Below are 13,006 nucleotides of genomic sequence, written 5' to 3' on the forward strand. Positions count from 1 at the left end.
CTCCTTGCCCCCTGAAAATGGAACTCCTCTATCCTGATATGTGAGAGGCGGTTCATGGTCCAATTACAATCCTTGACGTCCGTCATAAGCAATCCTGATTGATAACTGTCGGTTGTACGGGTATGTACCTGTCATGGAACTATATCAGCTCAGAACGTTCGTGGCCGTGGCCGAAGAAGGGAACTTCACGCGGGCGGGCAAGCGGGTGCACGCCACCCAGCCGGCGGTTTCCGCGCACATCAAGGCCCTGGAAGAGGAACTTGGCGTGCGCCTTTTCGACCGGATCACGCGCGGCGTGGAGTTGACCCAGGCCGGGGCCGAACTGGTCCAGGACGCCATCGAGGTGCTGGCTGCGGCCAACGCGCTGAAGGCCCGGGCCGTGACCCTGGGAGCCGAAGTGGCCGGAAAGGTCTCCCTCGGGCTGTGCACCGACCCGGACTATCTCCGGGTGACCGCGCTGTTCGCCGATATCGAGCGGCGGTTCCCGAAGCTCAACCTGTCCCTGGCCCAGTTTCCCTCCAGGGTCATCCTCAAGGAAATCCGCGCCCGCACGCTGGACGCGGGCTTCGTCTTTGCAGGCAACCCGTACAACGACCTGGAAACCATCACCCTGGCCGAGCCGTCCTATTCCATCATGGGCGCGGCCATGTACCGTGAGCAACTGGAGTCCGACGCGACCGGCGAACTTTCCGGACACGCCTGGATCATGCCCACCACGGACTGCGCCTTCAGGGAACTGCAGCTCGATCTGTTCAAGCGACACGGCATCGTGCCCGCCCGGACCATCGGTGCGGACTCGGAAGAGGTCATCCGGCCCCTCATACTGGAGGGCAAGGCGCTGGGACTGGTCCGGGAGGATGAAGTGGCGCACATGGTCAAATCCGGCCTCGGCGTGGAGTGCACGCCGCTCGGCCGCCATTCGGTGGAGCTGAACTTCGTCTACCGCAAGGGCGAGGCCGAAGATCCGGCCATCGCCGCACTCATCGAGATCGTTCGCACCGCCTGGGGGGGATAATGGAACTGTACCAGCTCAAGACGTTCGTGGCCGTGGCCGAGGAGGGCAACCTGACCAAGGCCGCCGAGCGCATCTTCGCCAGCCAGCCGGCCGTGAGCGGCCACATCAAGGCCCTTGAGGAGGAGCTGGGGCTGCCCCTGTTCGTGCGCACCCCGCGCGGCATGCAGCTGACCGAGGCGGGTAAGGAACTCAAGCTCAAGGCCGAAGCCATCCTGCTGGCGGCCGACGACCTGCTCCACCAGGCCAGGAATTATCGCAAGGACCTGACCGGAACGCTATGCGTTGTCCTGAACACTGACCCGGATTTCCTGCGGGTGACCGGTCTCATCGACGCCATGGCCCAAACCCATCCGAAGCTGCGCCTGAAATTCCAGCAGGGTGACTCCTGGAATATTCTCAAGGACGTACGGGACAGGCGGGTCGACGGGGGGTTTTCCTTTTCGGAGAATCACTATGCCGAGGTCACGGCGTTGCCCCTCGACGACATACCGATCCGCGTGGTGGCCCCGGCGAGCTGGGCCGCCCGGATCAAGGGCAGGTCAATGGACCAGCTGGCCGCCATGCCATGGGTCAAGCCGAACATGGAATGTCCGTATATGGCGATCATCGAAGGGGTGCTCAAGGATTCGGGAATATTTTTAAGCGACTACATAGAGGTGGATTCCGAAGACGTCATCCGCCAGCTGGTGGCTGCGGGCAAGGGGCTTTCCCTGCTCAAAGAACACGACGCCGTCGCCATGGTCACCGCCGGAACCGCCGTTGTCTGCGACTTCGGGCCGCCCCTGTCCCTGCCCATCAGTTTCGTGTACCCGAAGTGCCGTGAAAACGATCCGCTCATCCGGGCCCTTGCGGATGCCGTCATCCAGGCCTGGAACACCTCCGACTAGTCGACGCCCCACACCTTTTTCACGTGATCGATGACGGCCCGCATGACCGGGTCCTGGTCACGCCGCTTCAGGCAGACGAAGCTCAGATCGATGGACAGCTCGTCGAATTCCATGACGTGAACGGTCTGGCCGATGCGGTTGGCCGCCTCCGCTTCGTTCCTGCGCAGGAACGAGACGCCCTTGCCTGCGGCCACCAGCACCCGGATGACCTCGTCTCCGTCCACTTCAAGCTGGTTGGAGGGCTTGAAGTCGTGGGACTGGAAAAACGGTTCGACGAGCTTCTGCACCGGGTTGTCCGACGGGTCCAAAATCCACGGCAGGTCGGCCAGGGCTTCGAGCCCGCCCTTGATGCGGTCCCGCCAGATGTCCGGCACGGCAACCAGGAACTGCGTGGTTTCCAGCAGGACGGCGTCGATATCCGATGAACGCGGGTCGCCGAAGATGAAGCCGCAATCCAGTTCGCCGTCACGGATGGCCCCCTGGACCGAGGTGGACGCCCGCTGCTGGATCTGGAGCGTCACCTTGGGGTGGGCCGCACCCAGGGAGTTGAGCAGGGGCACGATGCGCAGGTATTCAGCGTCCGTGTTGAGCCCCATGGCCAGGTCGCCCACCAGTTCGCCGCCCATGTTGCGTGCCTCAAGCTTCAGCTCCCGGGCCGCCTGAAGCACGTCCAGGGCCTTGGCCCGCAGCCGTTGCCCGGCCTCGGTCAGCCGCATGCCCTTGGGAGTGCGGATGAACAGCCGCGTGTCGAGTTCCTCCTCCAGGGCCTTGATGTGCGCGGAAACCGAAGGCTGGCTGGTGTGCAGGCGCACCGAGGCCCGGGTCAGATGCCCTTCCTCGGCCACCACTACGAACGTCTTGAGCTGATAGAGTTCCATGGGCAATCAGCCTCCTTGATGTGATCAATCATCTTACCTGATCAAGAATTGTTTCGCCATCAGAAAAACTGAACAAGTGCATCAAACAAAACAATTGGATTGATTACACGGACATCCTTAATTGTGCAGATATGGAAATGCGTCCATTTCGGGACACAAACAAAGGAGAACGATCATGAGCATGGATAACGATACCCGTCTGGCCATGATGAACATGCGCAACGACGCAAGGACGGCCCAGGCCGTGCCCGCCCGCCGTCGCAACTTTCGTCGCTACCGCCGCATCGCCGGTGCGACCGTGACCGCCTTTGCCCTGACCCTCTTTACCCGGGGCGCGTAACCATCCGGGCCCCCTGGCGGGCCCCTACATTGCGGGTTAGAGCCGCTCTTGTCTGAGGATTATCATCCTTTCCCCTCAGACAAGAGCGGTTCTTTTTTCGACCCACTCTCCCAAGGTCGGGGGAGCTCGGGGAGGATACGCACAAAGGCGCTGGAGGTCGAAGATATGAGAAAAGGCCCCGGCTGTCCTGCCGGGGCCTTTTGATGTTCAACGGGGAGGAGAGGCTAGTCGACCTTGGCGTAGGCCTTGGGGGTGGCGCCGCAGATGGGGCACTTGTCCGTGGGCTCGCCGTCCCGGGTGTGGCCGCAGACGGAGCAGATGTAGAATTCGGCGTCGGCAAAGGTGTCGCCCTCGGCTTCCAGGGCCTCGGTGTAGAGGGAGGCGTGGATCTTCTCGGCCTCGTTGGCGAAACCGAAGTAGCGCAGGATGGCGTTTTCGCCCTCGGCCTGGGCGTCTTCCATCATCTCGGGGTACATCTTCTCGAATTCGTAGGTCTCGCCGGAGATGGCGGCCTTGAGGTTTTCCTCGGTGGAGCCGATGCCCTTCATGAGCCGCAGGTGGGCGTGTGCGTGGATGGTTTCCGCTGCTGCGGCTGCGCGGAACAGCTTGGCCACACCGGGTTTGCCGTCTTTTTCAGCCTTTTCGGCAAAGGCGAGATATTTGCGGTTGGCCTGGGATTCTCCGGCAAAGGCGGCTTTCAGGTTCTCCATGGTCTTGCTCATTTCAAATCTCCTTCAATATTGGTTTTGTAGGCCAAAAAGGCCGGTATATTCAGCAAATGTGAACAAAGTAGTAATGATTCTCAAATAAGAAATCAAGTGTTTTTTGCTCTGCCCCCAATACTCTGAAAGGAAACATTTGGTCAAAAGCGACAAATGTTATTGAGCGGGTGAATGGGTTCGGGCAGGAAGGATTATTTTATGGCCACCCAACTGGATATGACCGAGACCAGGGTGACGGCTCCGCCGAGCATGGCCAGTTGATCCATGGGCAGGAATCTGATTTCCAGGAGAAACGGGGGGAAGTTGAGGGCTTCGGCTATGAAGGAGTGGACCAGGGCGAGAAGGCCGATGCCCAGTCCGGAGCCGAGCACGCCCTGGACAAAGCCGCCGGTGAGCAGCGGCCAGCGGATATAAGCGGGGCTGGCACCCACCAGGGAGAGGATTTCCACTTCGTCCACGCGGGTCAGCAGGGACAGTTTGATCGTGTTGTGCACCACCAGGGATACGATGAGCGCCAGGAAGCCGAGTACGGGCCAGATGACCATGCGCGAGATGGTGGTCCAGCTCTGGGCCAGGTCCGCCTGGAACGGGGTGTAGTTGACCTTGTCCACGCCGGGCAGGGACTTGAGGTTCGTGAGCAGCTGCGCGGCCCAGCCTTCGTCCTGCGCCTCGGGCGGCACGCGGAAGGAGGCCAGCCCGGAATAGGGCAGCGGGTTGTTGTCCGCCAACCAGGAGAAGTCGCCGGTCTCGCCCAGGGCCGAGGCCAGCTCGGTGAGGGCGTTTTCCGGCGTGAACGTCTTGAAGTCCCGCAAGTGATCCATGGCCCGGATCACGTCCCAGTCCTTGACCACGACCTCCGCGCCCACGTCGGTCTTCCAGTAGACCTGGAACTCCACCTGGCCGCGCGATTTGAGCAGCTCGAAATTGACCGTGTTCAGGCCGAGCAGGATCAGGCCGGTGAGCAGGGTGACCATGGCCACGGCCACCAGGGTGAGGAGCTGGGCGAACGGGTGCAGCCGGAGGTCGGCTACGCCGCGCATGGAGAGCCGCAGGAACTGGCCGATCACAGTCCCACCTCGCCCAGGCTGGCGGGTTCCTCTTCCTCGGGCTCGGGCTCGACGCCCCCGGCCTCGTCCACGATGCGTCCGTCCTGCAGGTGCAGGATGCGCGCGCCCGGCACGCATTCGAGCACTTCGCGCGAATGGGTGGCCATGATGACCGACGTGCCGTAGGTGTGGAACTGCTTGAATATTTCCATCAGGTGCATGGTCAGGTCCACGTCCAGGTTGCCGGTGGGCTCGTCGGCCAGGATCAATTCCGGGTTGGCGACCATGGACCGGGCGATGGCCACCCGCTGCTGCTCGCCGCCGGACAGCCGCTCGCAGGTGGAATAGGACTTGGTCTCCAACCCCATGGCCCGGACGATGGCCCGCACGCGCCGCTCCAGGTGTTGCCGGGGCATGCCCCGCACCTCGAGGGCCATGGCCACGTTGTCGAACACCGTGCGGTCCGGCAGGATCTTGAAGTCCTGGAAGACCACCCCGACCTTGCGCCGGAGCTGCGGTATTTCCCGCCGCCGGAGACGGTTCAGCTCGAACCCGGCCACCGTGGCCCGCCCCCGGTTGACCGGCAGCGCGCCGTACAGCAGCCTGAGGAGCGTGGTTTTCCCCGCCCCCGAGTGGCCGGTCAGGAACAAGAACTCTCCCCTCCCCAGCGAAAAGGAAACGTCTTTCAGGGCCCAATACGCCCCGAAATTATAGGAGAGTCGCTCAACATTGACCATCATGCCCGGCAATGTACCTGTGAGGAGTGAATATGGCAAGACACCCCTTGAATGGGGGGCTGTCGTTTTCCGAAAAAGGGGAAAGGGCATCCGGGCTGCCGAGTGCGGAAGCCTACCACAGGGCTTCGGCCAGGGTGCCCTTCATTTCATATGAAAAGGTGTCATCCCCCACCGTCATGTCGCCCGAGAGGTCGAACAGGGTCTGGAAGAGGTCGTCGGGGTCGAGGACGGCGCTGCCGGTGGATTTGTAGATCATGGGCCGACGCATGGAGAAGTCGCGGATGTCGAGGTGGTTGTTCTCGATGGCGGCGGTAAAGGAGAGGTCCTCCACGGATCGCTCGCCGGGCAGGATGAGCTGCTGGGAGCGGATGTCCAGCCAGCCGTTTTGGGGCAGCCGTGCGCCGTCGGGCATGAACAGGCTGCCCGAGGTGTTCAGCGTGCCCTTGAAGTCGCTGTAGCCGAGCAGGTAGGTCAGGTTCAGGTCGCCCTTGAACTCGAAGATGCCGTTGGAATACAGCTCCAGGAGGCATTGGGTGCCGCCCGTGTCGAGGCGCACCGTGGCCAGCGGGGAAAAGCCCATGGTCACGTAGGCGTGCTCGAAGCGCAGGAAACCGGGCGTCTTGGCCACGGTGATCTTGAAGTCGCGCACCCGGAAGCCGAATGGGCCGTCGCGGTCTATGCCCTCCCAGGTCAGGCCGACCATTGGCAGGTTCTCGTCCAGCCGGGTCAGGGCGGACGCCCAGATCTTGTCCCAGGGGGTGAACAGGGCCACGCCCATGAGGAATCCGAGCAGGATGAGGAGCATGCGGGCCAGCATGCGGCCCGGCAGGGAGGAGGACTTGAGGCGCTTGGCTGCCATAACGTTCACCTACCTTGCCAGCACGAGGTGCACGTCGGCCAGGCGCGGGTCCTCGGGGTTGCGGCTCAGGGTGAAGTCCGGGGCCTGCAGGTTGGCGCGGTCGCGCAGGTCCTCCAGGAAGTCCGTGAGCATGATCAGGGTCAGGCCGGAGCAGGTCACCTGCGCGCCCTCGGTGTTCTCCTTGAGCCGGGTGGTGCGCAGGGAGGTCACGTAGTCGCCCATGCGCCGGTCCTCGGCGATGCGCTGGACCGCCTCCACGGGCGACAGGTGGGCCAGGTCGCCCTGCCTGGCGCGCAGGGTCAGGATGTCGTCCACCAGGGGGGCCACGCGGCCGTATTGTTCCTTCTCGACCTCGATCTGCTGGACCAGCTTGCCGGTGAAGAGTACGCCGCCCACCAGCACGGAGAAGAACAGTGCCGACAATCCGCCGAGCATCAGCTTGAAAAAGCGCTGCTGCGATGCGGGCGGCCACCCGGACCAGGGATATGCTTTCCGCTTTCCGGCCATCATTGCGGCTCCACGGTCAGGATGAACAGGGTCTCGTCACCCAGCTCGTCGCTCTTGTACAGGGAAAACAGATAGTATTCGTCGTCCGTGAGCGTGTCCATGTAGGCCCTGAAACCCTCAGGGCCGCCGCCGATGGTCCCGCGAACCCTTCCGGTTGTCCCGGCCAGGGTCAGCCCTTCCAGGCGCAGACTCTCCACGGCCGGGCGGCTTAGGGCTGCCAGCACCCCCAGCGGGTCGAGCCCGATGCGCTTGGAGGCCATGAGCTTGCCGTGCTCGAACTGCAACCGGCCGAACGGCGAGCCGCCGATGTCCGGCCCGAGCACGGAGGAATAGAGCTTGTTCGTCTCTTCCCGGATTTCCGACAGCTGGGAGCGGTTGAGCCCGTAGCGCACCCCCTGGCCGGCCAGGAAAAGACCGCCCACCACGAGCACCCAGATCAGGCTGCGGGTGAACCGTCTGGATTCCTTGGCCGAATCATACTTCGGCACTCTGCTCTTGTCGGCTGATCGAGTCATGGCGTTTGTTCCGGTAGATACGCGAAACCCGGGAACCGGGCAAGCGGGAGACGGGCGTTGCACATCCCGGTCGCAGCGGTGAGAACCAAGGAAACGGCGGACCGTTCAACGGCCCGCCGTTCAAAAGGATCGCGTCGGGGGACGGATTACAAGCTGGCCGCAGCCTTTTCCACGGATTCCTTGAAACCGTCGCGGGCAGCCTGAATTTTTTTGGTCAGCTCCGGGTCATGCAGGGCGATGATCTGGGCTGCCAGCCAGGCGGCGTTCTTGGCCCCGACCTTGTCCAGGGCAAGGGTTCCCACCGGGAAGCCCGGGGGCATCTGCACGGTGGCCAGCAGGGCGTCCATGCCGCCCAGGGCGGACGCGGACAACGGCACGCCCAGCACGGGCCTGGTGGTCTTGGCGGCCACGGCCCCGGCCAGGTGCGCGGCCAGTCCGGCGGCGCAGATGAAGACCTGGCAGCCGTCGGCCTCGTACTCCTCGACGAGCCGGGCGGTGCGCTCCGGGGTGCGATGCGCCGAGGACACGGTGAACACATGGTCCACGCCCAGCTCGGTCAGCAGGTCGGCGCACGGGCGCATCTTGTCCTCATCCGAAATGGACCCCATGAAAATAACAACTTTCGGCATTGTTCCCTCCTTGATGCCTCCGGCGACCGGGGGAAGGGGAAGGAAAAACCTTTCGAGAAAGGTTCTTTCCTTCCCCTTCCCCCGGACCCCCATCCTTTTCCAAAGCTTTTTATGCCGCTTCGCGGAGTTTGGTAGCTAAGGGAAGAGGGTGGGACGGGCCGACCGGAAAAAAGTGTATTCAAAAGTACTGTTTGCAGACACCCTCTACGCCGCCCTGTATTCTTTCGGCATCCTTCCCCCTCCCCAGGCGGCGTAGCGATAAAAAGTCTGGGAGGGGGGTCCAGGGGGGAACCCTTCTCAAAGGGTTCCCCCCTGGTCGCCGAAGGCAAACTATTTGAGCCGCTTCAAGCCCTTGTCGGCGATGTCGCGGCGGTAGTAGCTGTTGTCGAAGTGGACCTTGGCCACGGCCTCGTAGGCCTTTTTCTGGGCGGCCGCCAGGTCGTCGCCCAGCGCGGTGACGCAGAGCACGCGGCCGCCGGAGGTGACGATCCTGTCGCCGTCCACCTTGGTTCCCGCCTGGAAGACCTTGACCCCGTCCAGGGCGTCGGCCTCGTCCAGGCCGGTGATCTCCATGCCCTTGGGGTAGGAGCCGGGATAGCCTGCGGCGGCCATGACCACGCCGCACGCGGTCTGCGGGGAGGACTTGACCTCGATCTGATCGAGCTTGCCGTCGATGCAGGCGAACATGATCTCCAGGAGGTCCGTCTCAAGCCGCATGAGCAGGGGCTGGCATTCCGGGTCGCCGAAGCGGACGTTGTATTCGAGCACGCTCGGGCCGTTCTCGGTGTACATCAGCCCGGCATAGAGCACGCCCTTGAACGGCTCGCCCTTGGCGGCCAGGTGGCGCAGGATGGGCTTGATGCACAGCTCGGCGGTCTCCTCGTATTTTTCCTTGGGCAGGATCGGGGCCGGGGAGTATGCGCCCATGCCCCCCGTGTTGGGGCCGGTGTCGCCTTCGTAAACGGCCTTGTGGTCCTGGCTGGAAGGCAGCATGGCGTAGTGAGTGCCGTCGCAGAAGCACAGGAAGGATGCCTCTTCGCCCGCGAGGGCTTCTTCGATGACCACGCGGTCCCCGGCGGAGCCGAAGGCTTTCTTGATCATCATCTCGTGCACGGCCTCGATGGCCTCTTCCTCGGAGGAGGCCACGATCACGCCCTTGCCTGCGGCCAGGCCGTCGGCCTTGACCACGATGGGCGCGCCCTTTTCCCTGATAAAGGCCACGGCCTCGTCATAGTCGTCGCAGACCCGGAACGGAGCGGTGGGCACGCCCGCGTCGGCCATCACGTTCTTGGAAAAGGCCTTGGACCCTTCCAGGTTGGCGGCAAAGGCGTTGGGCCCGAAGCACGGGATGCCTTCCTGCCTGAGCGCGTTTTCCAGCCCGAGCACCAGCGGCAGCTCGGGGCCGGCCACCACCAGGTCGACTTCCTCGGTCTTGGCCAGCGCGACCAGGGCCGGAATGTCGTCGTCCTTGACCGCGATGTTCTCGCCCACCTGGGCCGTGCCGCCGTTGCCCGGCGCGCATAAAATGGTCTCGACCTTGGGATTCTGGGCAAGCTTCCAGCACAGCGCGTGCTCGCGACCACCGGAACCGACAACCAATATTTTCATGAAGTCTTCCTCCATCTGTTTTCGGGATGTACACGGTGTAAGGAAAAAGCGTGAAATTATCAAGCCGGAAGGGGCTCCGCAGGAGCCGGTCCCGGCTCCTAGCCCAGCACTTTCTCCATCACCACCGAGCATGTTTCGTCGTCGGGGATGAAGGCGGTCTCGCCTATGGCCACAATGGGCCGCATGCCGATGACGGAATTGAGTATGTACGCGTGGCGAAATGAGGGCAGGTCTTCCAGGGGGAGGCGCACGGGCAGGATGTCGAATTCCTTTCTGGCCAGTTCCAGGGTGGTGGACGGGAGTATGTGCGGGGAGTCCACGGTGACGAAGGTGCCTTCTTTTTTGAGCACCAGAGCGCCGGTGGTGGCCTCGAGGAGGTTGTCGTCGAGGTCGAACAGGGCGGCGTCGTCAAAGCCGCGCGATGTGGCGCGGCGCAGGGCCAGGTGGAAGAACATGTAGTTGGTGGTCTTGTGGGCGCTCAGCGTGGAGATGTGGCGGTCCTCGCAGACGCAGAGGCGGTAGGCCTTGTACGGCTTGGGGTCGTGGGGAGCGGCGGTGATGACCGGCGAGGCCCCGGCATCCTCCATGGGATAGAAGACGGTGACCCGCGCGGTCTGGCCGACCAGGCCGTTGCGGTTGAGCACCTGGCCGATGACCTCTTCGAAGTCCACGGTCTCGTATTCCACGTCAAAGGCCCGCAACGAATGGAAAATGCGGTCCAGGTGGCGGTCCAGGTGGCGGACCTCGCTGCCGTTGTAGTAGATGGTCTCGAAGAAGCCCGCGCCGTAGCGGAAGGCCGGGGCGGTCGGCTCCAGCCGGACCGGTTCCAGGGTGTATCCGTTGTTGTGGTAGTGGATCATGGTTGCTCCCGGGACAAGGAATTATGCGGTCTTTGCCATCATTTCCCGATACGCTCTTGCGGGGCCTGCGTCCACCTCGATGCCGATTTCGGCGACTCCGGTTATCTCATGGCCTCGGCCATCCGGGCGGCGACGCCGATCAGGTTCTCGTCCCAGTCTTCGGCCAGGGGGTCGGCGGTCACGACCTTGCCGCTTATGGCCCGGGCCACGGTGGCGGCGGATTTTCCCGAGAACTGCGGCTGGGTGAAGATGGCCCGGATGTTTTCCTTTTTGGCCAGGTCGATGACCTCGGCCAACTCTCCGGGGCCGGGCTCCTTGCCTTCCAGCTCAACGGGCACCTGGACCAGCCCGTAGTCGCGGGCAAAGTAGCCCCAGGACGGGTGGTAGACCATGAAGCTGGACCCGGAAAGGCCCGTGAGCAGCGTCCGGATGCGGGCGTCCACCTCGTGTATGCGGGTGATCAACTTGTCGTAATTGGCCCGGTATTCCGCTTCTCCGGCGGAGTCGGCCTTGACCAGGCCCGCCAGGATTGTCCCGGCCATCCTGGCGCACAGGCTCGGGGCGTTCCAGATGTGCGGGTCGAGGGGGCCGTCGTTGTCGTGTCGTTCTTCCGTTTCCCCGTGATGCTCTTCCTCGTCCCCGTGGTGATGGTGGGCGGCCATGGGGCGCAGCTCGATGCCCGCCTGGGTCTCGATCACGGTGATGTCGGGGTTGGCGCTCTGCATGCGCGGCAACCAGGCGCGCTCGAACGGGACGCCGACGGCAAAGAAGAGTGCGGATTTTTCCAGCTGCACCATCTGGCGCGGGCGGGGCTCGTACGTGGCCGGGCTCGCTCCCGGCGGCACCATGATCTCGGCGTGGACCCTGCCTCCGCCGATCTGTTCGACAAAATACTTGAGCGGGGCGATGGACACGGTGACGTTCAGCCCTTCGGCCAGGGCCGGGGAGACGAACATCAGGACAGCGAGAATCAGAATCAGTTTTCGCATGACGATACCTCTGCGCGGGTTCTGTCCGGGCGGTCCGCCGGCCAAACGGCCGGGCCGCCTTATTGAAATGGTCAATGAGGTCTAAAGACGGGTTTAGCGGTTATCGGGGCCCATGACAATATGCCCGATGACAATCCCTTGGAATCTGGTATAAACAATCCCCATGGACACCCAAACCGTGCTTTTCGCCTTCGGGTTGACCCTGTTTGCCGGACTCTCCACCGGCGTCGGGTCGGCCATCGCCTTTTTCGCCCGGCAGACCAACACGAAATTCCTCTCACTGGCCCTCGGTTTTTCCGCCGGGGTCATGATCTACGTCTCTTTTGTCGAGATCATGGTCAAGGCCCGCGACGCACTGACTGCGGAACTCGGCGACGTCATGGGTGCCTGGGTGACGGCGCTCTCCTTTTTCGGCGGCATCGCCTTCATCGCGCTCATCGACACCTTTGTGCCGAGCTACGAGAACCCGCACGAGATGCACTCCATCGAGGAGATGGAAGAGGGTTACGAGCTGCCCAAGGACGAGACCCACAATTTCGACAAACTCAGGCGCACCGGCATCTTCGCGGCCATCGCCATCGCCATCCACAACTTCCCGGAGGGGTTGGCCACCTTCACCGCCGCCCTGACCGACCCCGCCCTGGGCCTGGCCATCGCGGTGGCCATCGCCATCCACAACATCCCCGAGGGCATTGCGGTTTCCATCCCGCTCTTCTACGCCACCGGGGACCGCAGGAAGGCCTTCCTCTACTCCTTCCTGTCCGGCCTGTCCGAACCCGTGGGCGCGCTCATCGGCTACCTGGTCTTCATGCCGTTCTTCACCCCGACCATGTTCGGCATCCTCTTTGCCGGCGTGGCGGGCATCATGGTCTTCATATCCTTTGACGAACTGCTCCCGGCGGCCGAGGAATACGGCGAACACCACCTGTCCATATACGGCCTCATCTCGGGAATGGCGGTGATGGCCGTATCTCTGCTGTTGTTCCTGTAAACAGGCCCGGATACGACCCCGCTCGCGGGGGTGGGGTCCGGGAACCCTTGATATCCGGGGGTTGCCATCGTCTATCATCATATGTATGGGTAGTGCCCTGCCGTCCTGGGACGGACATCATATATTTGAGGAGTGCATCATGGCATCCAATGTAGACGAAATTACCATCAATTATTCCGAAGACAACCAGCTCATCGTCAAGGAGCTGGACAAGGTCATCCTGTCCAAGGGCGCATGGACGACCATTATTTTCCGCTATCAGGAACTGAACCGCGCCAAGGGCGAATACGGTCCGGAAAAGTTCACCATCCGCCGCTACCAGAAGGTGGACGGCACCTACCGCCCCAAATCCAAGTTCAACATCTCCAGCCAGGCGCAGGCCGAGAAGATCGTCGAAGCCCTGGGCAGCTGGATCAGCTAGAA

General features: G+C 62.9%; 16 protein-coding genes. 5 read left to right on the top strand and 11 right to left on the bottom strand.

All coding sequences use genetic code 11. The features are described from left to right. Positions 1-133 precede the first annotated feature (133 nt). Both OO730_RS09345 and OO730_RS09350 read left to right on the top strand, forming a co-directional pair. Entirely contained in the window at positions 134-1,015 is an 882-nt protein-coding gene (locus tag OO730_RS09345) for a LysR family transcriptional regulator (protein ID WP_264981187.1), read from the top strand. Beyond that, the gene (locus tag OO730_RS09350; protein WP_264981188.1) at positions 1,015-1,902 is read left to right on the top strand and encodes a LysR family transcriptional regulator; all 888 of its coding nucleotides are present in this window, start codon (positions 1,015-1,017) and stop codon (positions 1,900-1,902) included. The genes OO730_RS09345 and OO730_RS09350 overlap by 1 nt, the downstream gene beginning before the upstream one ends. Here the strand turns inward: OO730_RS09350 and OO730_RS09355 are convergent. Further along, a complete protein-coding gene (locus OO730_RS09355) occupies positions 1,899-2,780 on the bottom strand; it encodes a LysR family transcriptional regulator (RefSeq protein WP_264981190.1) in 882 nt (293 codons plus the stop codon). The genes OO730_RS09350 and OO730_RS09355 overlap by 4 nt on opposite strands. A 175-nt stretch (positions 2,781-2,955) precedes the next feature. Here OO730_RS09355 and OO730_RS09360 point away from each other — a divergent pair, with 175 nt between their 5' ends. Further along, on the top strand, positions 2,956-3,120 hold the full coding sequence (locus tag OO730_RS09360; protein ID WP_264981191.1) for a hypothetical protein: 165 nt from the start codon (positions 2,956-2,958) through the stop codon (positions 3,118-3,120). A gap of 224 nt (positions 3,121-3,344) precedes the next feature. On the opposite strand, the gene OO730_RS09365 is transcribed toward OO730_RS09360, so the two are convergent. The 10 genes from OO730_RS09365 to OO730_RS09410 form a co-directional block, all read right to left on the bottom strand. Next, a complete protein-coding gene (locus OO730_RS09365) occupies positions 3,345-3,842 on the bottom strand; it encodes a rubrerythrin family protein (RefSeq protein ID WP_264981192.1) in 498 nt (165 codons plus the stop codon). A gap of 191 nt (positions 3,843-4,033) precedes the next feature. Continuing rightward, positions 4,034-4,909, bottom strand: a complete 876-nt coding sequence (locus tag OO730_RS09370; RefSeq protein WP_264981193.1) for a cell division protein FtsX — start codon at positions 4,907-4,909, stop codon at positions 4,034-4,036. Continuing rightward, the gene (gene ftsE / locus OO730_RS09375; protein WP_264984153.1) at positions 4,906-5,625 is read right to left on the bottom strand and encodes a cell division ATP-binding protein FtsE; all 720 of its coding nucleotides are present in this window, start codon (positions 5,623-5,625) and stop codon (positions 4,906-4,908) included. Before ftsE ends, OO730_RS09370 begins: the two co-directional genes overlap by 4 nt. A gap of 112 nt (positions 5,626-5,737) precedes the next feature. Further along, positions 5,738-6,484: a hypothetical protein gene (locus tag OO730_RS09380; protein WP_264981194.1), complete on the bottom strand. Its 747-nt coding sequence runs from the start codon at positions 6,482-6,484 to the stop codon at positions 5,738-5,740. Between the two features lie 9 nt (positions 6,485-6,493). Further along, entirely contained in the window at positions 6,494-6,994 is a 501-nt protein-coding gene (locus OO730_RS09385) for a hypothetical protein (RefSeq protein WP_264981195.1), read from the bottom strand. Further along, on the bottom strand, positions 6,991-7,506 hold the full coding sequence (locus OO730_RS09390) for a hypothetical protein (RefSeq protein ID WP_264981196.1): 516 nt from the start codon (positions 7,504-7,506) through the stop codon (positions 6,991-6,993). The genes OO730_RS09385 and OO730_RS09390 overlap by 4 nt, the downstream gene beginning before the upstream one ends. Positions 7,507-7,652: 146 nt before the next feature. Next, positions 7,653-8,135 carry a 5-(carboxyamino)imidazole ribonucleotide mutase gene (gene purE, locus OO730_RS09395; protein WP_264981197.1) on the bottom strand — a complete coding sequence of 161 codons (483 nt, stop codon included), beginning with the start codon at positions 8,133-8,135 and terminating at the stop codon, positions 7,653-7,655. A 330-nt stretch (positions 8,136-8,465) separates the two neighbouring features. Further along, the gene (purD, locus tag OO730_RS09400) at positions 8,466-9,743 is read right to left on the bottom strand and encodes a phosphoribosylamine--glycine ligase (RefSeq protein ID WP_264981198.1); all 1,278 of its coding nucleotides are present in this window, start codon (positions 9,741-9,743) and stop codon (positions 8,466-8,468) included. Between the two features lie 98 nt (positions 9,744-9,841). Beyond that, positions 9,842-10,603: an aminotransferase class IV gene (locus OO730_RS09405; protein WP_264981200.1), complete on the bottom strand. Its 762-nt coding sequence runs from the start codon at positions 10,601-10,603 to the stop codon at positions 9,842-9,844. A 101-nt stretch (positions 10,604-10,704) separates the two neighbouring features. Further along, positions 10,705-11,592 carry a metal ABC transporter solute-binding protein, Zn/Mn family gene (locus OO730_RS09410; protein WP_264981201.1) on the bottom strand — a complete coding sequence of 296 codons (888 nt, stop codon included), beginning with the start codon at positions 11,590-11,592 and terminating at the stop codon, positions 10,705-10,707. Positions 11,593-11,755: 163 nt separating this feature from the next. Here OO730_RS09410 and zupT point away from each other — a divergent pair, with 163 nt between their 5' ends. Next, positions 11,756-12,583, top strand: a complete 828-nt coding sequence (gene zupT / locus OO730_RS09415; RefSeq protein ID WP_264981202.1) for a zinc transporter ZupT — start codon at positions 11,756-11,758, stop codon at positions 12,581-12,583. A 139-nt stretch (positions 12,584-12,722) separates the two neighbouring features. Further along, complete coding sequence (locus tag OO730_RS09420) at positions 12,723-13,004, top strand: hypothetical protein (RefSeq protein ID WP_264981203.1); 282 nt, start codon at positions 12,723-12,725, stop codon at positions 13,002-13,004. The last annotated feature ends 2 nt before the right edge of the window (positions 13,005-13,006 follow it).

Source organism: Pseudodesulfovibrio portus (assembly GCF_026000375.1).
In the GTDB taxonomy this organism is placed as follows: Bacteria; Desulfobacterota; Desulfovibrionia; order Desulfovibrionales; family Desulfovibrionaceae; genus Pseudodesulfovibrio; species Pseudodesulfovibrio portus.